27 protein-coding genes are annotated in these 23,182 nt (G+C 32.3%); 8 read left to right on the top strand and 19 right to left on the bottom strand.

Annotated elements, in window-relative coordinates; all coding sequences use genetic code 11:
- Positions 1 to 253 precede the first annotated feature (253 nt).
- From TX86_RS27430 to TX86_RS09350, 11 genes are all read right to left on the bottom strand, one after another.
- The gene (locus TX86_RS27430; protein WP_268258246.1) at positions 254 to 388 is read right to left on the bottom strand and encodes a hypothetical protein; all 135 of its coding nucleotides are present in this window, start codon (positions 386 to 388) and stop codon (positions 254 to 256) included.
- Complete coding sequence (locus TX86_RS09305) at positions 385 to 801, bottom strand: DUF1064 domain-containing protein (RefSeq protein ID WP_081707620.1); 417 nt, start codon at positions 799 to 801, stop codon at positions 385 to 387. Before TX86_RS09305 ends, TX86_RS27430 begins: the two co-directional genes overlap by 4 nt.
- 11 nt (positions 802 to 812) lie before the next feature.
- On the bottom strand, positions 813 to 1,511 hold the full coding sequence (locus TX86_RS09310) for an antA/AntB antirepressor family protein (RefSeq protein ID WP_042348287.1): 699 nt from the start codon (positions 1,509 to 1,511) through the stop codon (positions 813 to 815).
- A gap of 11 nt (positions 1,512 to 1,522) precedes the next feature.
- Positions 1,523 to 1,765 carry a hypothetical protein gene (locus tag TX86_RS09315; RefSeq protein WP_052343608.1) on the bottom strand — a complete coding sequence of 81 codons (243 nt, stop codon included), beginning with the start codon at positions 1,763 to 1,765 and terminating at the stop codon, positions 1,523 to 1,525.
- 20 nt (positions 1,766 to 1,785) lie between these two features.
- A complete protein-coding gene (locus TX86_RS25715; protein WP_052343609.1) occupies positions 1,786 to 2,604 on the bottom strand; it encodes a DnaD domain protein in 819 nt (272 codons plus the stop codon).
- A gap of 177 nt (positions 2,605 to 2,781) precedes the next feature.
- Positions 2,782 to 3,654 carry a recombinase RecT gene (locus tag TX86_RS09325; RefSeq protein WP_042348289.1) on the bottom strand — a complete coding sequence of 291 codons (873 nt, stop codon included), beginning with the start codon at positions 3,652 to 3,654 and terminating at the stop codon, positions 2,782 to 2,784.
- Positions 3,654 to 4,601, bottom strand: a complete 948-nt coding sequence (locus tag TX86_RS09330; RefSeq protein WP_042348293.1) for a YqaJ viral recombinase family nuclease — start codon at positions 4,599 to 4,601, stop codon at positions 3,654 to 3,656. Before TX86_RS09330 ends, TX86_RS09325 begins: the two co-directional genes overlap by 1 nt.
- A 96-nt stretch (positions 4,602 to 4,697) precedes the next feature.
- Positions 4,698 to 4,913: a hypothetical protein gene (locus tag TX86_RS09335; protein ID WP_052343610.1), complete on the bottom strand. Its 216-nt coding sequence runs from the start codon at positions 4,911 to 4,913 to the stop codon at positions 4,698 to 4,700.
- A gap of 111 nt (positions 4,914 to 5,024) precedes the next feature.
- Positions 5,025 to 5,657, bottom strand: coding sequence for a helix-turn-helix domain-containing protein (locus tag TX86_RS09340; RefSeq protein WP_042348294.1), 633 nt, complete (start codon positions 5,655 to 5,657; stop codon positions 5,025 to 5,027).
- Positions 5,658 to 5,707: 50 nt separating this feature from the next.
- Positions 5,708 to 6,010 carry a hypothetical protein gene (locus tag TX86_RS09345; protein WP_042348297.1) on the bottom strand — a complete coding sequence of 101 codons (303 nt, stop codon included), beginning with the start codon at positions 6,008 to 6,010 and terminating at the stop codon, positions 5,708 to 5,710.
- 11 nt (positions 6,011 to 6,021) lie between these two features.
- Positions 6,022 to 6,246 carry a helix-turn-helix transcriptional regulator gene (locus tag TX86_RS09350; RefSeq protein WP_042348299.1) on the bottom strand — a complete coding sequence of 75 codons (225 nt, stop codon included), beginning with the start codon at positions 6,244 to 6,246 and terminating at the stop codon, positions 6,022 to 6,024.
- Between the two features lie 166 nt (positions 6,247 to 6,412).
- Between TX86_RS09350 and TX86_RS09355 the strand changes: the two genes are divergently transcribed.
- The 5 genes from TX86_RS09355 to TX86_RS09375 all read left to right on the top strand — a co-directional run bounded on the left by TX86_RS09355 (position 6,413) and on the right by TX86_RS09375 (position 10,633).
- Positions 6,413 to 6,808: a helix-turn-helix domain-containing protein gene (locus tag TX86_RS09355; protein WP_042348301.1), complete on the top strand. Its 396-nt coding sequence runs from the start codon at positions 6,413 to 6,415 to the stop codon at positions 6,806 to 6,808.
- Positions 6,809 to 6,918: 110 nt separating this feature from the next.
- Positions 6,919 to 8,214 (top strand): SNIPE associated domain-containing protein, encoded by a 1,296-nt coding sequence (locus TX86_RS09360; protein ID WP_042348303.1) that lies wholly within the window; start codon positions 6,919 to 6,921, stop codon positions 8,212 to 8,214.
- A gap of 248 nt (positions 8,215 to 8,462) precedes the next feature.
- The gene (locus TX86_RS09365; protein ID WP_052343611.1) at positions 8,463 to 9,065 is read left to right on the top strand and encodes an ImmA/IrrE family metallo-endopeptidase; all 603 of its coding nucleotides are present in this window, start codon (positions 8,463 to 8,465) and stop codon (positions 9,063 to 9,065) included.
- 15 nt (positions 9,066 to 9,080) lie between these two features.
- Positions 9,081 to 9,458 (top strand): hypothetical protein, encoded by a 378-nt coding sequence (locus TX86_RS09370; RefSeq protein ID WP_042348305.1) that lies wholly within the window; start codon positions 9,081 to 9,083, stop codon positions 9,456 to 9,458.
- 14 nt (positions 9,459 to 9,472) lie between these two features.
- Entirely contained in the window at positions 9,473 to 10,633 is a 1,161-nt protein-coding gene (locus tag TX86_RS09375) for a tyrosine-type recombinase/integrase (protein WP_042348308.1), read from the top strand.
- Positions 10,634 to 10,758: 125 nt separating this feature from the next.
- Here the strand turns inward: TX86_RS09375 and TX86_RS09380 are convergent, their stop codons facing one another.
- From TX86_RS09380 to TX86_RS09395, 4 genes are all read right to left on the bottom strand, one after another.
- Positions 10,759 to 12,060, bottom strand: coding sequence for a CBM20 domain-containing protein (locus TX86_RS09380; RefSeq protein ID WP_042348310.1), 1,302 nt, complete (start codon positions 12,058 to 12,060; stop codon positions 10,759 to 10,761).
- 18 nt (positions 12,061 to 12,078) lie between these two features.
- A complete protein-coding gene (locus TX86_RS25720) occupies positions 12,079 to 12,912 on the bottom strand; it encodes a cupredoxin domain-containing protein (RefSeq protein WP_052343612.1) in 834 nt (277 codons plus the stop codon).
- A 308-nt stretch (positions 12,913 to 13,220) separates the two neighbouring features.
- A complete protein-coding gene (locus tag TX86_RS09390; protein WP_230203604.1) occupies positions 13,221 to 13,949 on the bottom strand; it encodes a LysM peptidoglycan-binding domain-containing protein in 729 nt (242 codons plus the stop codon).
- A gap of 382 nt (positions 13,950 to 14,331) precedes the next feature.
- Positions 14,332 to 14,697, bottom strand: coding sequence for a hypothetical protein (locus TX86_RS09395; RefSeq protein ID WP_042348311.1), 366 nt, complete (start codon positions 14,695 to 14,697; stop codon positions 14,332 to 14,334).
- Between the two features lie 133 nt (positions 14,698 to 14,830).
- Here TX86_RS09395 and TX86_RS09400 point away from each other — a divergent pair, with 133 nt between their 5' ends.
- On the top strand, positions 14,831 to 16,414 hold the full coding sequence (locus TX86_RS09400; protein ID WP_042348312.1) for a putative polysaccharide biosynthesis protein: 1,584 nt from the start codon (positions 14,831 to 14,833) through the stop codon (positions 16,412 to 16,414).
- A 65-nt stretch (positions 16,415 to 16,479) separates the two neighbouring features.
- On the opposite strand, the gene TX86_RS09405 is transcribed toward TX86_RS09400, so the two are convergent.
- The 4 genes from TX86_RS09405 to TX86_RS09420 form a co-directional block, all read right to left on the bottom strand.
- A complete protein-coding gene (locus TX86_RS09405) occupies positions 16,480 to 18,087 on the bottom strand; it encodes a hypothetical protein (protein WP_042348313.1) in 1,608 nt (535 codons plus the stop codon).
- Positions 18,074 to 18,880: an ABC transporter ATP-binding protein gene (locus TX86_RS09410; RefSeq protein ID WP_042348315.1), complete on the bottom strand. Its 807-nt coding sequence runs from the start codon at positions 18,878 to 18,880 to the stop codon at positions 18,074 to 18,076. The genes TX86_RS09405 and TX86_RS09410 overlap by 14 nt, the downstream gene beginning before the upstream one ends.
- A 56-nt stretch (positions 18,881 to 18,936) precedes the next feature.
- The gene (hemH, locus tag TX86_RS09415; RefSeq protein ID WP_042348317.1) at positions 18,937 to 19,845 is read right to left on the bottom strand and encodes a ferrochelatase; all 909 of its coding nucleotides are present in this window, start codon (positions 19,843 to 19,845) and stop codon (positions 18,937 to 18,939) included.
- Positions 19,846 to 20,745: 900 nt separating this feature from the next.
- Positions 20,746 to 21,051, bottom strand: a complete 306-nt coding sequence (locus TX86_RS09420) for a monooxygenase (protein WP_042348319.1) — start codon at positions 21,049 to 21,051, stop codon at positions 20,746 to 20,748.
- A 134-nt stretch (positions 21,052 to 21,185) separates the two neighbouring features.
- Between TX86_RS09420 and hemH (TX86_RS09425) the strand changes: the two genes are divergently transcribed.
- Positions 21,186 to 22,145, top strand: a complete 960-nt coding sequence (hemH, locus tag TX86_RS09425) for a ferrochelatase (RefSeq protein ID WP_042348320.1) — start codon at positions 21,186 to 21,188, stop codon at positions 22,143 to 22,145.
- A 466-nt stretch (positions 22,146 to 22,611) separates the two neighbouring features.
- On the top strand, positions 22,612 to 23,169 hold the full coding sequence (locus tag TX86_RS09430; protein ID WP_042348322.1) for an HPP family protein: 558 nt from the start codon (positions 22,612 to 22,614) through the stop codon (positions 23,167 to 23,169).
- The last annotated feature ends 13 nt before the right edge of the window (positions 23,170 to 23,182 follow it).

Here is a 23,182-nt window from a genome sequence, read left to right on the forward strand (position 1 = left end):
CAACCTTGTGTTTCTTAAATCAATGATGGATTCAATTCCTAAAATTACCGTTTACTACATGCATATTTTTCGATAAAGTATTTCCATCAAAAAATTGGGAGTTCACTTTTTATGAAAAGAATTAAATCATTTTATGAAAAACATTTACTAGCTTTTTGGATTCTAAGGACACTAAAAAGAATAGTTTTTCTATACTATGCAACAAAAATATATATTTTAAAGTTTCTGTGATACACAATAATTCTTTTGTTATCTAACTAATCTTCTTCCAGCCTTGCTGCAATTTATTATTTAATTGATACTTGCGAAGTGGTTCATATACACAAACCTGTCTGCCATTTTCGAATTTGATAAGAGTAACCCATTTTGCATCTTTTTTATGCTTCATGACTTCGCCTTCTTTCTCAATTTTCGATTTTTCTTAAATTGTTCTAGCTCTATCCAACCTCCATCAATCTTCGAATATGTAATAAGTGATAAACGGTGAGGATACTTATATTCAAAAAGCTTCTTCTTCACTTTGAAAGCTTCTGTTTCCATCCCTTTAACGTCTACTACTTCAATGGATCCATTAGTATGATGAATCTCGAAATCTGCAATATATTCAATCTTCCGAAACTTAGTTCCGTTCTTTACGAAAGCCTCTTGGAGCAAGTACCTTGGCTGGATACGAAAGAAAAGAATTTCACCATGAAGTTGCAACCATTTAAGCTGTTCATAATATCGAGCTTCTATCTTTGAATCAAAAACTATGCCATCTATTTCAACCTTTTTTGAACCATATTTTGATGCTATTGCCAAAATTAAACCTCCTATGCTGCTACTTCTTTCTTTAATCGATTCATAATATAGGCTTGTCCTTTAGGTGTGACACGCATTGTCAACCAAGTAAGCGTACCCTTTGATGTTTCCTTTACACCTTGTGAAACTTCAAAATATCCACGATTAAGGTACTCTTGATAAGGCTCGTTCTTATCAGCAAAGACTAACTTCCAATCTCTTAATTTCTGCCATAGCTTCTTTTCACCGACCATTATGCCTTTCTTGCAACAAATCTTAGCAACTTCACGCACAAGAAGAGACTTTTCAGATGCCATACATGTTTCAGCAAATGAAACTAGAGGCTCTTGAATGAGTAATTGTGTTTTCATTTCTTGAATCTGACGATTAGAAAATTCAAGTGCACGTTTCATGACCATTTCAGGGCTATTCCAAAGCTTCTCTAACTTAAGAAAGTAATGTCTGGCTTGCTTTCCTCTTTCAGAACGCTGCAACATAGAAATTTCTTTAGCCATATCTAACTTCATAGCGTAATCAGTAAATTCTTGTTTATTCTGAGGGTGTACCATTTGGTACGGGGTATAATCTATATTGACATCAAATCCATAGGAGCACATTTTCTCAAACCACTTACTAAATCGTTCCTTACTTCCTAAAAACCCATGAAGCTCACGACCACTGATAATAATCTCGCCATTTTCATTGTTTGAAGTTTTAATTAGTTCATTCATGCTGTCTCCTCCTAAGCTCTTAAGCTGCGATCAATAACCATTAAAGCGATTTCCTCAAGTGAACGATTGAACTTATTTGCTAATTCTTCAACGTTCATGCCTCGTTTAAAGGATTTATCGAACTCTTTTACATCTTTTTCATCCCAGTACCAATCAATTTCAACATCTTCTAACATCACATAAAGCTTTGTACGACTATGCTTCATAAAACGTTTGTCTAAGTTGCTTTCTATACCTTTCTGATAAAATGCCACGTCGTTATTCCTCCCGATAGCTATTTAGCATATTTTTGTCTAAGTCTTTGCTGTAAATCTGCAATCTTTTGTTGTTCAATAGCTGAATCTACTTGAGAAGACGTATTTTGATTTTCAGGATTACTATGTAACCAATCTGGAACAAGCTCTTCTCTTGTATGACGGTTTTTAGGTCCTGAATAAGCACGCTGTTTACTTTTCTGTTGCTTATATGCCAAGTCTTCAGCATTCACATCTTCTAAAGTTTTTAATTTCTTAGACATCCAGTTTTGTAAGATTGTCTCGGTATAAGTAAAGTTCGTCTTTCCATTCATTACAGTTCTCTTTAAAGCTTCTAAAACAAGTTCTGGAGATATGTCATCACACCAATAATGTATTTTTTCAGCTATAAGGGTGCCTATTGTTCCGAACCCATTCTCCTCATAAAATCTCATTATCTTTCCGCGTTCATCATCATTATTTAATTGTTTTGGTTTAGTTTCTTTTTGTTTATTTAATGTAGAAACATTGTCAGAAGAACTGTCGGAAAGATTGTAAGAAACATTGTTAGCAATCATTTCCGACAAGTCTACCAACAAGTAAATAGCCGACTTATTTCCTTTTCTAGATTTAAAATCTATATAACCTTTTACTTTTAAATCATTTCTTGCATTGCTAATAGTTCTTTCAGAGAGGCCTGTTTTAACACATAACACCGATGCAGCCACCGAAAATTCTCTCTGCCATCCGGCCTTATTGTTTACATGCACTAATGCGTGCCATAAAGCAATTGCCGATGTGCTGAGTGGATTTGTCTCGAGCCGATCATAGAATGCGTTAATTAACTTTATGTAGTTCAAGTTGCTACCCCTCCTTTCTTGTACAAATAGCAAAACCATTTTCAACTGAATTCACATTATAGTTTTCATACCGTTTCATGTATTTCAATATCAATCTCTTAAACTCCGAATTATCATGTGCTTGCTCCCAAATCAACGATGGAAGCAAGACACGATATTTAATTTCTTTAGATAAAATCATTCGAATTTAAGGTCTTGCTGTTCATGAATAGACGGCTTATCTTTTTCTTCAGAAGCTTGTACATCAATAATGTTTGGATCTTCTACATCAACTATTTCTGTTGCTTCATCCGTAATATCTTTCATTTCTGATTCTTCCTTCTCATCTTCCATAACTGCTGTTTGCATTTCGATAGAAAGAATTCCCCATTTACCTAACATGTTTCGTAAAACAGTTTTCATTGCCATAGCATCGTAGTCCGACTTCCAAACATTATTTAAAGCTTTTTTATCTTTCATCTTGTTGTGTTTGATACGATGTTCCTCAATCTCTTCTCGTGTCCAGTAAACCGTTTTTTCAAATCCATTAATCAATTTAAAATAGCCGCAATAACCAATAACCTTATCACTAGTAGCTGCATCTAAATCTAGTTCGACTTCTTCAGTAAGACGATTCCACTTAATTAGTTCTCCTTCACGTACCGTAATGACATTGATACCTTTATATTGACCAGTACGTAATGCTAACTGAATGTATCCTTTATACCCAAGTTGGAATTGTGCTGCTTTATGGCCTTTCTTGTTATCATAGAAAGGAACAATCCATGCATATCCTAAGTTCTTATCAATAGGTAAATCTAATGTTGCTGCTACCATAGCTGATGAAACAATACTCATAGGCTCAGCTGCTTGTATGTTCGGATCGCCATTATATAAATTTAGAAGTGATGACATAAATTGCGGTGCCTTTTTATCAAGCACTTGTTCAAATTTCTTTTTCATTGTTGGAGCATTTAATAAATTCTTAAGACCCAAAGATTGTGGAGAAACTTGTGTAGCTGTCTCCTGTTTATTTGCTAATTGATTTTTTAACGCTTGATTAGTAGCCATTATCCAATCTCCTTCACTCCGAATTTACGAGAATACGACGGTTTAATAACTTGCTTATATATTTCAGGAAATTTTTCTTTCAGTGCTTTTGTATCTACTAGATTCCTAGTTTGATTCTTCCAAGAAACTAAGAAACTATCAGTAATGCCAAATTCGGCATCCTTCAATTCAGCTTTCAATTTATTTTCAATTTCTGTTCTAGCTTGTTTAATTAGCTTCTCATCAGCTTTAACTTGTTCATATTGAAGTAAGTAATCTTTGCAATCAGATGAAAGAACAACCTCTTTCTCTGATTCAGCACGTTCATATTTCTCTTTTAAATATTTCTCTGCTGCACTAGAACCATCTAATGCTGGTGGATGACCTTGTTGCACATGATAATCCCAAAAATGCTTTTCGGCATCAATAATCATTTGGATAAGCTCTTCATCCCGTTCAATCTCTTTCCAAACAAAATGATTTCCACCGATTAACACAGCAATATAGCCTTTTTCTTTTCCTGTAACAGCTAAATAATGTTGAACTTGAACAAGATAAGTGGCTGGAATTTCATCATCTTTCCACTCTTTATCTAAGTAAGCACTAGCCGTTTTGCATTCCAATACAGCAGATTCCCCAACGACTAAACGATCTACATTCGCTCGAATGAATGGATACTCTGGATGACTATACATAAAGTTAGAACGACGCACCTTTTTATCAGTTCGTTTTTCAAATTCTTTAGCAACCACATCTTCCATTTCGTTTCCCCAGTAAATAGCTTCATTATCAATCTCTTGCGGAGCAACTTGACCTGTTTTTTCAAGCCATAATTCAAACGGAGTTTTGTATTTATTTAAGCCAAGAATAATACCAGCATCTGAGCCGCCAATTCCTTTTGAACGTTCCATTAACCATTCATTTCTATCCATATCACGAGTAGATATCGCATTAAGATTAACTGCCATGAAAATAACCTCTCTTTACTGTTTTCTATTAATGTGCTAAACTATCAATAATCAAATTTGTTAAACACTCGACTTCTGCGCCAACAGAAGTCTTTTTTATTCCCCTGCAACTTTGCACCATGATTTATTACCGACAAATTGCATGCAGCATTCTTCATCTTGATGAACCAATTCACCTTCGCAATCATATATATCTTGTCCTGCATAAATTTCTTCACCGCAACCTGCACATTCACCAATAACTTCAGGTTCTTTTTCGAATCTTTCCCATAAACGATCAATAACCATTGGATTTTCTAACATATGTGCCATTTTGCTACATCTCCCTTAATGTTTTTTTAAGCTGTTTCTTAGCAACAAATGTTTTTCAAATGATGAAAGCTTTAGCCATTCTCCAGCAGTGATAACCATGTTTTCAACCTCCTAGAAATTTCTCATTCTATTAGCGAAAAATTGTTCTTTTCGTATATTTTCATATTGGCTAACGGAAGGTATAATCACTCTGTCCGCTATTGCTTCTTGAGTCCAGTTCTTAACAACATCATCAAAATTAATTCCCCAGTTATTACACAAAGATATGAGTGTTGCTTCAGCAGCTTGTTGCATATCTAATATTTCTTCTGCTAGTTTCACAACTTCATAGTTTTGAACTTCATTAAACATGTCTCCAGGTCTCATATTCATACTTATTTTTGAAAGCTTTTTAGCAGCTTCGATTGCACCTTCTGCCTGTGCAACAAGATTGTTTAATTGATTAGGTACACTTTCCAAGAGTCTTGGATCAGTCGGTGGTAAACCCATTTTGTAAATATGCTTTATTTGTGATAATGCAGTATAGTCACCTACAACCCTGCACCAATCAGTTGCTAATTCAAATGGCGGTTGTGAAAAACCTGCCTCAATATTTGTTAAACGTTGAACCGTAATACCTAACTGCTCTGCTACATATTTCTTTGTTCTTTGTTCTTCTTGACAAGCTCGCTCTCTTGAAATTCTTAAGATGCTTCCTATCTGCGATGGCGAATAAAGAGTGGCTCCATTAAAAATGTTCGCCATTTTGTTCTCCTCCTAAGTTTTTAAATAAAGATTTATATTTTAGTTAATAACTAAACGACTTTATTAAAATAATTTGTGTTATCATCAACCCATTTTGTATTTTTTTCAACCCACTTCATAAGCAAGTGAGTCGGGATAAGTACACCTGCTTCACGAAACACTGGAAAGTCAGGTCTGTTTAATAATTCAGATGCTTTTGTTTGACTGATGTTGAATAATTCCATAAATTCTTTTCTAGTAAGCATTGGTGGTAATTGATTTTGTTTGATAACATTCGATACAGCTTTTTGAATTTCTTCACGAAGAACTCTTCTAAATTGTTCATCTGTGAAGTCTAAATTTACTTGGATCATATTAAACCCTCCTAAGCTGAATTTGTATGATTTTCTTGTACTTCAGATTCTAAAAAAAGGTGGTTAATATCCTTGTTTAAAATTTCTGATATTTTGATTGCATCTAATATTCTAGGTGTTGAATATCCATTTTCCCAATTAGATACAGCTTGCTTGGTATAATTCAACTTTGATGCTAGATCTGATTGTGTTAAGCCTACGGCTTTTCGAGCCTTTATAAGGTTTGAATTTTTCATTTATAACACCACCTTTGTATGAGTTTCTTGTACCTTATGTCTACATTATAAGTACAAGATTCTTATACGTCAACACAAAAGTATGAGTTTCTTGTATTTTTTATTTTATATTTACAATCTGTAGTACAATATACTTGTACTTAATTAATAGAAAGGTGCGGTAATTATGCTTTCTGTACGGATGAAGGCGGCTCGAAAAGCACACAAATTAACACAAGAACAACTTGCAATAAAAGTTAAAACAACAAAAGGAACTATTAGTAATTATGAAAATGGACATAGTACTCCATCTAATGAAATGTTAGTAGATTTAGCAGATGCTTTAAATACATCTATAGATTACCTTTTAGGCAGAACAGAAAATCCTGAATTTAATCCTGTTAATAACTCAGATGATTATCGAGAAAAAGCCAAGCAAATTCTAGAAGATTCAAATAAACAAATTGCTGCTAGAGATGGAGAAATAAGTGAGTCAGAAGCATTAGAAAGAATCGCTCGCATTTTAGAGAAACAAAAAGGCCGTCTACCTGGTCAACGCCAGCCAAGACCAAGGAAAAAATAGTATTATTCACCATATATCAACATATGGTGAATAAACAACCTTAATAAGCAAACTTCCCACCTAATTAATTACCAGTTATTCACATCAAGATATTCAACTAGGAGGTAAAGATGGGACTACTCGACATATTTAAAGCATCAGAAAACAAAAAATTAAAAGAAAAAATCACTTTACTTGAGAGACAGCTCTCCCCAGAACAACAAACAATAATAAATTTATCAGAAAAAATAGAGGAATTAGAGGTTACTATAAAAAATAAAGATAACCAACTTAATAAAGTTCTAGAAGATTTAACAAGAGTAGAAGTTGCCATTAAAGATAAACAAAAAGAGTTAATCGTCTTAGACGATGAAATATTATTTCAAGAATTTGCAATTTATAAACCTATTTATGACTTTGCTAATTCTGATTTATATAAAGAAAAACTAAATCAAATAAGACAACAACAAAAAGAAATGATTAAAAATAAAGTAGCATGTCACTATTTTGATAATTGGACTGTTGACGGAAGCAAAGCCAAAGGAAGAAAAATGACTAATGATAATATTAAACAAATTTTACGTTCTTTTAATACTGAATGTGACAATGCAATAGATAAAGTTAAGTTTAGCAATGTTGATAATATGAGAAAGCGTATTATTAAATCATGTGAATCACTTAACAAACTTAACCAATCAACCAAAGTATCTATTTCTGATGAATACCTTTCTTTAAAACTGGATGAACTGAATCTCGCATATGAATATGCTGTAAAAAAGCAAGACGAGAAAGAAGAAGCAAAGCGTATTAGAGAAGAAATGAGAGAACAAGCAAAACTTGAAAAAGAGCTTGTTGAAACCAGAAAAAATATTGATAAAGAAAAGAAACATTATAATAATGCATTAGATAAAATACTAAAACAATTAGAAAACGATGAAACAAATCATGATTTACTAATTAAAAAGGAAGAAATTGAAAGTAAATTAAATGAAATTGAATCCTCACTAAAAGATTTAGATTATAGAGAAGCAAATAAAAAAGCTGGATATGTATATATCATTTCTAATATAGGTTCTTTTGGAAAAGATATTTATAAAATAGGCATGACAAGAAGACTTGATCCTACCGAGCGAGTAACAGAATTAAGTGATGCGTCTGTACCTTTTAATTTTGATATTCATGCTATGATTTTCACTGAAGATGCTCCTAAATTAGAAGCAGCACTACATAATGCTTTTGATGCTAAAAAAGTAAACATGGTTAATAAAAGAAGAGAATTCTTTAATGTTACTCTAGAAGAAATTGAAGAAGTAATAAAAAATAATTTTGATAAAACGGTTGAATTCAATAGAATACCTGAAGCTGAACAATTTAGAGAAAGTGAACAAATGCGTAAAAATACTTTCTATGAAAATTCAATGAAATAATCTATGTAATAGTTTTATAGAATTATATTATATTTTGTTTAGTTTTATTTAGTTTAATAATGTAGAAAGATTACAGGAAAGACTATAGGAAGTATTGTAGGAAACAGTGTAGGAAAGATTGTCGGCAATAGTTGCTGACAGAAATAATGACAGGCAATAAATGCCGACAATTTTTTCTAACACTTTTGTTCCCTTATTTTTTTTACCATACAACAGAACATATATTCTTATTTTTTGGGGGTTAAAAGATGAAATACATATTTACACAACTAGAAGAAGATATTCGAGATTTTTATCATACCTTATCGATTACCAACCCACACGAAATAGATATGTATCATATCGCAAATACTTTTGATATATGGATTGAATATGAAAATGAGAAAAGTGACTTAATTGAAACTACTAATGGAATGTTTACAATATCTTTGGATAATAGACTAACTACCCAAGAACAATGGCAAGACTTTGGGCATGAGTTTGGTCATTATGTTAAACATGTTGGAAAGCAACATAAATTAAGAAAACATTTTAGAGATTTACAAGAATACCAAGCAGACAATTTCATGTATCAATTTTGTGTTCCAACTTTCATGCTATTTAATTATCAAACAGCAAATTATTTAAACATAGAATCTGGAATTACTTTTGTATCAGAAAAATTTAATGTAACTGAAGAATTCGCAAAAAATAGATTAATTCATTATAGAAATCAATTGATGCAAGCAAAAGCAGATGAAGAACATCGTATGTATATGGAGACTCTTTATCCGAAAGCACCTCCATATTCAAAAGAAACTAATAGGATACTAGCTCAACTACATAGACAATTAACAAATAAATCAAAATAGAAAGAAGATGACAACATGGCAAAACAGAATCTTTATTTTGAATATCTTAATGATCAACTAGTTCCTTATTGGTATGTACTAACTCTAGAAGACTTTGAGGTAGACTGGGATAAACGTTCATTCTTCTTTAATGTTTGTAAACCTACAGAACATAAAGAAAGAAATCTATTTGATGATAATAAGATTAGTGCTTCTATTAATATGTCAGACTTGATTATCAGCAACACAAAACCTAATGAAATTGGAATAAACTTAACTTCTGTAAAAAGAAGAGCTGAAGAATATGGAATTGATCCGTATCTAATTAATCAATTTGTAATGCAAATTCCAGATATAAATGAAGTGCTAACATTACTGCCAAATAAAAGAACAATGAGTTTTACTATTAAATAAAAGGAGGATTAATAATGGCATATTTTAAACAATTACCTGCAAAAAATAAGCAAGGCTATAAGTGGAAATGTACGATTGAAGGCCCTCCAGACCCTGCAACAGGTAAAAGAAGACAAATAACAAGAAGAGCAGATGGAAAAAAAGAGGCGTATAATAAAGCACTTTCTGCCTATAAAGAAATTGAGGAAAATAATGGTCAAGTTACTACTGAGGTAACATTTAATCAATATTTAAATGAATGGATTGAAACTTATAAAAAAGGAAAAGTTAAACCATCAACTTTTGAATCCCATAAGCGTACTATTAAAAAACATTTACTACCTATATTCGGTAATATGAAGATCAAAAAATTAGATTTACATCAGTACCAAAAATATATTAATTATCTACTTGAAACTAGAAAAGAAACAACTGTTAAACATATTAATGCGACTATGAGTAATGCCATGTCAAAAGCTGTACTATTAGGATTAATTATCAAGAATCCGTGTACAGGAGTTGTAATAAAGAAAATAGAAACAGAAAAAGATGATAAAATTCATTATTGGACTAAACCAGAAATCAATCAGTTTTTAAAAAAATGCATTGAAGATAAAATGATTTACTATTATTTCTTCTTAACTCTTATTAGAACAGGAATAAGGAAAGGAGAAGCAATGGCCCTTCAAGAGGAAGATATAGATTTTGAAAACAATCTAATTCATATTAATAAAACACTTCTTTATCACCTATCTAATGATGAAGATGCTTTCGGTCCACCCAAAACAGATAAATCGTATCGTAAAATCAAAATCGATGATTTTTTAGCAAATGAGCTTAAAAAAAGAATTTTAGAAAATAAAAAGAACAAACTTTTATTTGGTGATAAATACTCAAAGCTGAATTTTGTATTTTGCAAACCAAATGGAAAAAGACTACGATCACGAACATTACAAACAGCTCTTGAAAGAATCATGAAAAAGTGTGAAGTATCAAAGATCTGCATTCATGATATGAGACATACACATGCTGTAATGTTATTAGAATCTGGTGTTACTTTGAAGGAAATTCAAGATAGATTAGGACATAAAGATATCATGACCACAGGAAATATTTATTCTCATGTGACAGAGAAAATGGAGAATGAAGCAGTGAGTAAATTTGCAGAGTATATGGCTGATTCCAATATTTTTTAAGAAAATGTGGTCAAAATGTGGTCGCTTAGCCCTTTTGACCTCTAAGTTACTTATATAGAAAATCAAAAAACCCTATTGTATAGGCTTTTCAAGCTCATATTCAATCTAGTTTATAGATAACAAGCCTACAAGTATCCCGTATAGGCATTATCATAAGTTAAGTAATAGGCATTATCAAATTCTGTCCAGCCTCCACCTTTAATAGTGATTTGAATTTTCGTTCCTACAGGTCCAGATGTTGGGGAATACTTTACGATAGAAGGAAGTATTCGTAAATATCCTTGACCATACACTTCATTTCCTACTTTCAAATCGATGCGATGAGGACTCCCCCCAAGATCATCTGGCACTTTGAACTCATATGTGAATCCACCCTCGCTGTTAGTAGTTACAGTTTGAAGTTTAGCAGACGTTTCTGAAAAACCTAACCCTGAAACTCGACTACCTTTCATTGTGTTCCAAACAATATCCACTTTTTTATCCTTTGGTAAGCCTTTCGCTGTCATATTAACAGCTTCTCCTACTTCTCCTTCAGTCTTATTCAAGGCCACTTCAACACCCGACTTATTTTTCAGTTCAGGCATCTTTACACCGCCGTCTGCAGCTGTTGGAGCAGGCTCTACATAATTTTTCGCTACTGCTTCCTCACCCGTAATTTCAAACATAAAATCAGGTGCGGGTTTGTCTGGGTACGGTGATTGTAAATAATTGATATATTGCATACCTAGATAACCAGTACGTAATCTAATCGCATGTTTACCAGGTGTACCTGCAGCTCGAAATTTTGCTTCTGCCGTTCCATTAGTTGAGATGGCAGTAACGAGCCCAGTATATTTATTATCATATGTTAACTGCCAATTACGCATATACGTGCTCCATCCTAAGCCTTCTACTTTTACAGTAATTTCTGTACCGACAGGACCAGATGTTGGAGTCATAACAAACGTAGGGTCAACTGTATACGCTGTTTGACCTACTTTCTTATTATCCTCTTTCACATAAATAGTGTAATCTCCACCAAATCCTTCAGGTACCTTGAAAGAGCCCTCCCATACACCGTTAGCATTACTTGTTCCTTTTACTAAAGTAACATCTTTCTCGGTAAATTCAGGTCCAATTACTTCATAAACACCTTTTACATTATACTTTCCATCTACTTCATTCCATATTAATTCAGCAGATGAATTCGGTTTTAAATCACTTACAGTAAATTGAACCTCATTCCGAACTGTGCCTCTAATACTAGATAATTTTATATTATTTTTTAAAGCTTCACCTTTTTGTGAATCAGCTGATTTTATTTCTTTTTCTGTTTTCTCGGAATTAGAAGCTGGTTTTGATTCCTCTTTATTACAAGCGCTTAAACCTATTACGAGTGAAATCGCTGCTATCACTGAAACTAGAGTTTTTAATAGATTTTTAGACAAACTATTCAACCCTTTCTCTTATTTTACAACCACAAGCTTGGAAATCATGCCTCCATGCCCCTCTCCACAGAAGACGTTACAAGCAATTTGATATTCACCAGCTTCTTTTGGAGTAAATTTTACTGTACCATTTGGTTTATCAAGAGAAACATTCAAACCAGAAATTGATACGCCATGAGTACCTTCTTTGGAAGTAAGTTTCAAAGTAACTTCCTCACCAGCTTTTACATAAAATGTATCTTGATTAAATTTAAAATTAGTTGCGACTAAATCAATATTTTGATTAGTTTTAACCTCTTCCTTAAGTTCAGGTTTCTTCTCTTCTGTTACCTTTGCTTCCTGATTTTTTCCATTTACAGCGTCAGCAGCAACGATTGTTAATAAAGATTGCGCGACATTAAACGGACTAAATTCCCCTTTTTTATCTCCCTTTTCAGCAGTTACATGATAGTTCAATGTTCCTGCAGGCGTTTTATCTGTAACTTGATATGCAGCTACCCAGAACTTCGCTGCATTTTCCGCTTTAGGAGGGTGTTCCCCATATTCCATATCCAAAACTTCACCAGTAGATAAGTGAACCTTTAATACAGCACCTTCAGCTTGTTTATTAGTATCAGGGTCAATCGCATCCATACGAAAAACAATTTTGTCCCCAACCGTATAACGACTAGCAAGAACACAGCCACCCTGCTCCGACACTGTATCACCAGAAACGAGTAAAAAGTTGCTTTTAGCGTCTGTCTTTCCAACATCTTTGTCTTCCTTCTCTGTGCTAGTTTTATCACTACAAGCACTTATCACTAACACAACACATAAAATTAAAGCTAAAAATAAAGATTTTTTCTTAAACATAAAATATCCCCCTTTTTTGAAAACACTTACAAACAAATCCTCCCTTAACCACCTTTCTGTCAATGATATTTCACTAAAACAATAGTCTTATTTATCTTGAGCCTTATTTACCCTTCGAATAGTAGTCTATCTACCTATTGCTCAAATATTAATAGGACATATTTATAATAAAAAACCTTTTTTGTTAAAAAAATACATATTTTCATAATATTAAAGCACTAAATTAATTAAAATAAAAAACTCCTGATTCTCAAGGAGTTTTTTTATACAAATATTATAATTTTGTTGATTATCTTATTAAATTAGATTCACTTGAATTTTCGTGGAAATTGCTTCACAATGGCATCACTAATTTCGTCAGCCATTTCCAAAGCTTCCGCTTCGATTTTATTATATAATTCTACACTTGTTTTATAATCCTTTGTAATCATAGCAACAGCTTCTGCTTTTGTTAATGCTAAATGCTCATAGAACATTTTTCTAAATTCTTCTTTAGGAAAATTAGGATTTATACTGCTTAAAAATTGGACAATATCATCTCCATTGGCGTACCACTTTTTTTCAAGTCTTTCAACTTCTTGTGTATTTCCTGCAATAGCTACTTTCACAAGATCCGCAGCAATAAGCAAATGCTCCTTTATTAATTCACTATACTTCTTAGCATTTCGTTTTCCGTAAAATGGTCTCAATGAATCGCCCATATCTGGAGCGTTTTGTAGTAAACGTGTTAGAACAACATTTACATCTGGCAAATTGAATACTAAGCTCATAATAGCCATTCGTGTCCATGCCACGTGTTGCTCCCAAAGAGAGCGCATATCACTTCGTAATTCATATTCACTTTCACTCATACATTTCTCATCACGTAAACCATTTGGAATATTTAATATTTGCCCTATAAATAGCCCTGTTGAATTTATTCTAGGATTTGCTTTAACAATCTCATCCATTGGAATATTAAATCTTTGAGCAATCATGGGAATCGTATCCCATGGCTGAATTACATACTGAATTACATCAGAGAATCTACTATGCAAATCATTCACCTCATAATTTCAAAATTGACGGATGCTTTACTATATTCTTTTTTTCTTATTAGGTGAATGTATCAGAATCTAACAGCTTAATTCACATTCAAACTTGTCAATCACATAAATATTTTAACTGTTTGGATTTTAAAAATACTATTGAAAATTTGGAACATAGTTTGTTTGGAATTCAGATTCATATAATCTTTTCATTGATAATTATGCAATTTTATAACATACACTTGCTACGGCTGAACTAATCGTTGAAAAACTTGGCTTTTTCCATAAATCAAAAGGTTATTCAAAAATTGTATGTTCGAATTCGATATAAGACTTAAGTAAAAAAGCTGTCCTAAAAGTGCTTTCAATCACCTTTAGGACAGCCCAAGCCTTAGCCATTTAACCAGTTAATTAAATTATTCACTTTAAGATCATAAAATATAGGTAAACAATCACTATTGTCAAAAGTATATTCCTTATATAAATCCCAATCCCACGCTATTTTCACTTCAGATATAATTTTAATATATTCATCCCAATTATTCAGCTTCCAAGTGTCTCTAAGTTCATTTCTACTTATTAGTCTGGACAACATCGTTGGCTTGTCAACATGTACACTTATCACTTTCAATTGCACATGCTGCTGCATAATTTTTGCCATCATGCCAACATGAAGCCAACTGGCATTTTCTAGTTCATCTGTGAAAGGAGCTGTAAGAACTATGTCATTACCTAACTCAACATTCTCTAATACCACTTGGAGAAGTGTATTATATTCAACCGGCCGAACTTTCTCAAAATAAAATGCTTCCTAAACAATTAACGAGCAATTTTATGGATATTTATGTTAATATGACATTAAAATAGTGATTTATAAATGGAGAAAAGCTATGGCAAATAAATTATTAAAAGGGACAATGTTACTCTCTGCCGCTTCATTATTATCAAAAATATTAGGTTTTATTTATATCATTCCCTTTACTAACTTAGTAGGAACATCTGGATACGCATTATATAAATATGCATATGGGCCCTATACAATCATGATTAGCCTTTCCACAATGGGTATACCATTAGCCATTTCTAAGATGGTTTCTAAGTATAATCAGTTGGGGAAGGAAGATATTGTACAGAAAATTTTCAAATACGGTATCATAGCAATGATATTCTCTGGATTTGCTGCTTTTGTTATTCTTTATAATTTATCTCCTACCCTTGCAAGAATGGTTGTAGATCAACATAGTGATGGCAACTCAATAGAAAGTGTTACATATGTTATTAGAATGGTAAGCTTTGCTTTACTTCTCATCCCACCAATGAGCTTTCTAAGAGGTTTTTTTCAAGGATTTCAGACAATGGGACCATCAGCTGTTAGTACATTCATTGAGCAATTAACTAGAGTTTTCTTTATTTTAATCGGCGTATTTATTGCGATAAAAGTCTTTCATTCATCAATCACAAAAGCTGTTGGTATTGGTACATTTGGAGCATTTATCGGTGCTTTATTTAGTATCGGAATTCTTTTATTTGGAATATGGAGAAAGAAGGATTTCTTTTTCAAATCAATAAATCAAGAACAGGTTTCTAACAAAATATCAATTCAAAGCATTTATAAAGAAATGATTATGTACTCGATTCCTTTTGTAATAATAGGACTAACACTCCCTATTTATCAGAACATTGATACATTTACAATTAATAAAATACTAATGAATATTGGTTATTCTCAAGTTCATGCGGAAACCGTAAATTCGGTTGTTGGGTTAGCGCAGATTTTAGTATTAATACCTGTATCTATTACAACAGGGCTTAGTGTATCGATTATACCTACTATTACAAAATCATTTATTCAAAAAGATTTTGTCACTTTAAGGCATCAAATGAATCAATGCTTTTTAATGCTAACTTTGCTCATTTTTCCCGCTTCCTTAGGCATTTTCATTTTAGCTGAACCATTATATTTCGTGCTGTTTGGTGAAAGCAACTCTCCCGGCTTAGGTGGTCATTTACTTTCTATTTATGCACCAGCAGCTATATTGATTGCCTTTTATGGGGTTACTTCTTCCATTTTACAAGCAATTAATCAACATAAAAAATTAATATATGGCTTATTACTTGGTATCCTAATTAAAATAATATTGAACATAGTATTACCTCATTCCTTACATGAAGAAGGCTTTATTATAGCCACATACTGCGGATACTTTAGTTCATTAGCATTCAATGTTTACTTAATCTACAACAGGATAGGATTTAATTTCAAGAGTGCTAAATTTAGATTAATAAGCTATCTCCTTTCTACATTTACAATGACATTACTAGTCTTATCAGTTGAAAAAGTAATGAATGATCATGTGAATGCATACGTAATCATTCTTATTTGCTCCTTATTAGGAATTATTATTTATGTATTTTCTATCTTCGGGCTCAATTATTTTAGATTAAAACGATATCTGAATAATATGGATTATTAATACTACTTATAACTCAAAAAACAACTATTCCATTCATTGTAGAAGGAATAGTTGTTTTTTTAATCCTACTTCCAAACAAAATAATTAAGTACTACTAAAATAATGATATAACCAACCAAAATATAAATTCCTAGAAGTTGAATAACAAAGTGAACAAGCGCCAGTCCTCCTAGTATAAACATGGCAGTAAACATTTTCACTGTATCAGCTTTTGCATTTTCAAAAGCTAAAGAAAATGGTAAAGCCTTTACGAGAATTTTAGCCGAAAACATCGTAAACAAAGCAATGCTCAAAATCACAACGATTAAATCTATAAGAATATTCATTCCAAACAAGTAAACAAAGCAGATGCTTTGTATTATAAACAATGGTAATAAATAACGAACTAAAGCCGCTTTTAAAACTCCTTTATTTACACAATTCGCATCCTTGATTGGAACACTTCGATATATCCATGCTGCCTTATACTTCTCAGAAAACTGAAGTATATAGACTAGATTTGGAATCATTAACCCACAAAAATATATAAAGTAAAAGGTTCCAGGAGAGATATTTTGCAATCCATCTGAACTAATGCTATTAAAAATAAAAATGAACGGGAAAATAATCGATAATCCCAATGCAGGAAATACTTTTAATTTAAATTCCCTTTCGCTTTTCATTAGTTCATTAGCAAAGTGAAAAAATATTCTTTCTTCTCTCTCTCTACATAGCAAACGCGACCATATCTTCATAAGCCTATTATGTGATATTTTATTTTGGGTACTAACTTGCGATAGTTTTAATAAATTTCGCTCAAACATCGGCATTAGCTTAATATATAGTAAAATTGCTACTAAAGGTATAATCACACCTAATATACAAAATGAAACGAGATCAGGGGTCACTTCACCCTTTAACACTATTTCAAAAGGTGCTGCATACCATACTGGAATCATGAAATAATGCCACCAACTTGGCTCGAAAACGATTTCAAAATTCACAATATTAAATACCCTACCAACTAATTGATAGCCAACAGCAAGCCCAATAGATAAAAGAATTTGTACATAATTAATAATGCTTTTAAGCTTTTCGCCATCGAAAAAACGCAAAATAACTAAATATAATAGTGCAGTTAAAACTATTACTAATAAATTTATTAATAGCAAGTCGATTAACATAATGATGAAAAAGACGAAACCGTGTTTTATCAGCCCTGCTATTAAGCCGGGTCCCCCAACACTCATTGTAAGATAAAACATATAAATTGAAATATGTATAACTTTTGCAAATCCTAATGTTCGCTCGTTAATCGGCTTTGAGAGAATAATATTCTTATCCTTTGTATCTAATAAAACAGTTGAAAAATCAGAAATCAAGGATGTCATCACGATAAACATTAATATGCCAAAAAAGATGGTCATTTGATATAAAAAATTTGCTTCAATAAAAATGAAGACAGTCAGAAAAAGACCAAATAATATATAAATCCATAGTGAACGAATAAACTGATTTTTATCTGTATCATTACCATCTTTCTTCCTATAGTCACTTATCGCAAGAGGTACCCGTCTAGCATCCATTATTAGCTTCATTTGTAAAATCAATCGAAGTGCATCATAATTCACTTCGAATCTCTCAAGCAATGAACGAAAACGGTCAAGAAACTTTAATACTTTAAATTCCTTCATAACCGTCACCCGCTTGTACAATAGAAACAAACTTTTCAGCTAAACTTTGATGCTCGCTAAAACCGGTGAGTTGATTAAAAATTTCCTCTAGTGTACCATTGCTACTCTTCGTTTTCAGCTCTTCAAAACTGCCATCCGCAACAATTTCTCCATTATTCAACAGTAGAATTCGGCTACTTATTTTCTCTACCACTTCCATAATATGCGATGAATAAAAAATCGTTTTCCCCTCTGATGCTAATTTAGCTAGAATCTCTTTGACGACAATAACACTATTAGCATCTAAGCCGCTTAAAGGCTCATCAAGAAATAAAATATCGGGATTATGTAATAAACTAGCAATTATCATTACTTTTTGCTTCATGCCTTTTGAATAAGAAGCTATCTTTGCACCGTAGACAGATTCAATATTAAAAATGGACATTAATTGTATTGCTTTTCGATCAATGACTTCTTCTGTTAAGCCATACAACTGTCCAATGAACAAAAGATACTCTCTTGCCGTCAAACTATCATATAATTCCGCAATTTCAGGAACATATCCAATATGTTTCTTGTACTCTATGCCACTATCACGAATATCCTGACCAAATATTAGCACCTGTCCTTCGTATTGATCAATTAAACCAAGCATAATTTTCACGGTAGTACTCTTACCTGAACCATTCGGACCAATATAACCAATTATTTGTCCTGGATATACGTTGATATTGACACCTTTTAAGACTTGATTGTTTAAGAAACTTTTTCGTAAGTCGGTAATTTGAATAATAGGTTCTTTATTCCCTTCCACTCTATCCACCACTTTCCTGAAAGATTCTTACTAATTATACCAAACTTTCAAGTCTTCTATTTATTAATTTGTTGGTTTATAATCGCTGCTAACGCTATCACTATATCATAAGAATCATTAGGGAATTCTGCACGTGCAAATTCTAAATCTAATTCTTGACATAATTCGTGACATTCTTCACCAATTTCAAAAAATGACTCGATATCAGCAACTAAAGATAACAACTCACACGTTACGATACCTTTAACTCCTTCTTTTTGCATTTGACGGATTGCTTCTTTCACGTTTGGGCCTAACCAACCATCTCTATTAGCACCACTTCTATAAGTTGTTTGCCAATTAGACAAGCCTATTTCATTGGCAATCGCAGTTGCTAATTGTGTAAATTGTGTAACATAAACTTGATTCATTTCTGGATTTACAGGTTGGCTATGTACAGTAAATAGCACAGCTGAATCTTGACGAACTGATTCTGATAACCAAGAATAAGCATCTTTCACTCTATTAGCAAGAACAGAAACTAAAGCTGGATGTGTATTCCAATTATGAATATGAATTACCTCTATACTTTTGTCTATATTATTTACTAGAGTCTGAACTTGCTCTTGAAATTCTCCTGTACCTTTTTTTGAAAAAATAGGCGTTATAGGTAAAGTAACAATTGTTTTCATACCATCCTCTATCATTTGTCCAACGGTTTCATCAATAAAGGGAGCTGTATGTTTGTATGCATTATACACTTTAACGTCTTTATGACTTAATTCTAAAACATTCTGTATACCTATCGCTAATCTTGACGTTATTGAACCAAGTGGATCACAAGTTCCAAACTTTCGGTATTGTTTCTTAATATTGTCTAACATAGGTGCAGAAGGTGTTTTCCCTTTTAAAATATGTTTAAAATAATCATCTACTTCATCTATAGATCTTGGTGCACCATGAGCAACTAAAATAATTCCAATCATTTACACACACCCCTTTTCATAATTTTCACACTAATAAAATATACTATAAATGATAATGATTATCAATACTAATTAGAAGAACTCAACAAAAATCTCCAAATTTGACAGGTTTATAAACTGATTAAATTGATATATCATATAATAAAAAATATAAAGTTCAATCTCACTCCTACTTAATTGCCGCTGTTTATGATTCTATTTTGAAGTAGGACTTTTGTACCATTTTGAAAATATATTAAAGGATGATTATATGGGTACTGTTGGTTTGTTTTTAATTCTCATCATATTTGCAATCGGATCTGTTTCTAGCTTTTACTACGCTTTTTCTTACGCAACAAAGTCTGTAAATAAAAATAAGCAAAATGACACAAAAAAGAATCAATTAAAAAAATAGTCCAAATTGATTCTTCATCACTGAATAAAGATATTTACTCTTTTTTTGTATACTCATTTTTTCTACTGTTATGTAATTCTATTATTTCCCCATAGTAATGTACCATCATTCCAATTAAAAATATCACACATATAATAATCACGAGACCGATTTTGGTTAAATACACACCTTCAATTTTTTCATAGTAACCCCCTCCCTTCATTTTATTCCATTATTAAACAAAAAAGATATCATCACTAAAATATTTCCTACTTGGTCTTTTAGTACGAAGCATCATAAAAGAGTAAAAAGGCGTGCCAAAAGTGATAATCATCACTTTTGGCACAGCCATCATTTTGTTTTGAATGAATCTACAATTAGCTTTAAATCATCTGCCATATTGCTAAGAAGATTAGCTGAAGATGTAATCTCCTCCATTTTCAAAATCAGCATAAAAAAACAGAGCTTTCCGAAACTCGGAAAGCTATGTTTTACATATACTATTTTTCATTTATACAATGCATTCATTATCCAACAAATTTTGTTGTTTTAGATAAAGTTTCATTAATTTCAAAAATCTTTCCACGGATATTTTGAATTCCAAAAGATTCAAGTCGAGCAGTATGTTCTTTTAAATATGCTTTTGCACTTTCTTGATCAGTAAAAAGGTAAATACCCCCAGCTTCTTTCGTTTCTGCATTTTCAGTCCAAATTTTCCAGATAAGACCTGGCGTTTTTGCTAAATGATCCGCTAGCTCTGCGTATGCTTCACTCATTTCTTGACCAAATGGGCCATTAGCTGGAAAATCTATTTGTAATACTATTTGTGACATAAAAAATCCCCCTATTGTTGATGTTATACATTAATTATACCACTACCGGTATATTTCTTTATAATACTTAGCCTCAAAATACATTCTAGCTTATAATTATATTAGAATAGAATCAAATCACAAAGGAGCGAACTATGGAAAAGACAGCAATTTTATTAGTAAATTTAGGTACGCCCGATGAACCTACTCCTGCATCGGTAAGAACGTATTTAAATGAATTTCTGAGCGATCGTCGTGTCATAGACTTACCAAGAATTCAGTGGTTACCTGTACTTCACGGAATTATATTACGGGTAAGACCAAAGAAATCTGCCGAACTATATAAATCCATCTGGGCAGAACAAGGTTCACCGCTTTTACTTAATAGTCAAAAACAACATGCTGCACTACAACAGCGTTTCCGATTTGAACATATGAAAGTAGCATTAGCGATGAACTATGGGAATCCATCAGTTTCTAAAGAACTTGATAAATTACATAAATGGGGTGTTCGTAAACTAATTGTTCTTCCATTATTTCCACAATACTCATCATCAACAACCGCATCTGTATGGGATAATGTAGTAATAACAATTAGCAAATGGAGAGACGTTCCAGAACTAGTATTCATACGTGATTTTCCTGATCATCCGCTCTTTATCGACTTACTTACCAACCGTATTAAAGAGTGTATCACAAAGAATGGTGACCCTGATTGCGTTGTCTTATCCTATCATGGCATACCGGTTCGTTACGCAGATACAGGAGATGATTATCCAAAACGCTGTCAAAAAACAACAGCAGCTATCCAAAAACAATTTCCTAATGTATCTATAATAGAATGTTATCAATCAAAGTTTGGGAAAGAGCCTTGGATTGAGCCATCTACTAGTGAAACACTTCAAGCCCTTGCACAACAAGGTAAGAAGCATGTCATTATTTTGGCTCCTTCTTTTACAGCAGATTGCTTAGAAACATTAGAAGAATTAGAAGAAGAAAATAAAAATATTTTCATGGAAGCTGGTGGTGAAAGCTATCATTACTTACCTGCTGCTAATGATGATCCATTATTTATTGATGCTTTAGAGGATATTATTTGTAAATATATTAATTAAGAAATCATTTGCTTTTAGAATTTAAAAAATAGTAACACTTTTATTCATAAGGAAACGAAAGTAAAGAGCTGAAATCATCAGCTTTTTACTTTCGTTTTCAAAGTGAATTTCTTATATCAAGCTGTTTCCTTATATTTCTTCGAGGGAAAAAAGTAATAACAGACTCTGTTACTCCTGTTTCTTATAGTTTTTGAGATTTGATTCAAAGTTTTTCCTATCAATGTTTTCATTAATTTTTAAAAATGGTTATACAGTTCGTATTTTCGTGCAATACTTTCACATCATTTTACCCATTCAAAAGTTTTCAATCTGCTTCATCAACTAAATAAACAATTCATTTTTATTCAAAACGAAACTAGCAGAAATACTTTCTCCGAGCATATTTTACCCTTATTTCCCAGTGTTTGTATTATAATACAACTAATAATTCAGTTGGTTTATTGTAACAAAGAAAGTAGAGGAAGTTATGAATGTAAAGCATGGTCTTAAAGAAAAAAATATGGCTTCATTTTCCATCTTCACGACATATTTAAGAAAGATGAAAGGTGAAGAAAAAAAGAAGGAAAGAATAAATTTTTTAGATTCATTCATTTCTCTAATAGGTGGACTCATCGCCATTATTCTAATCAGTACTGCAGCTCTTTTTCTCGAAAATCCTATTGTCTTAGCTCCTCTTGGTGCAAGCTGTGTAATTGTTTTTTTCATGCATAAAGGTCCTTTATCTCAGCCACGTCATGTTGTTGGTGGACATTTTCTTTGTACACTACTAGGTCTTACTATTTGGAGTTTGCTAGGAACAACTATACTTTCATATGCAGTTGTGATTGGTGCTGTATTAATTGTAATGATTTTGACAGATACATTTCATCCACCTTCTGCAGCAAGTGCACTCGTAGCAGTGAATTTCCATCCAGGCTGGGGTATGCTACTATCTGTGACACTTTGTGCAATTCTGCTAGTATGCACTTCTGCCTTTTACAATAATCTATTTAGAGAAAGACAATACCCTAAATATTGGATATAAAAAAACAAGATTG

The organism is Bacillus massiliigorillae (genome assembly GCF_000380245.2).
Lineage (GTDB): Bacteria > Bacillota > Bacilli > Bacillales > DSM-1321 > Bacillus_AD > Bacillus_AD massiliigorillae.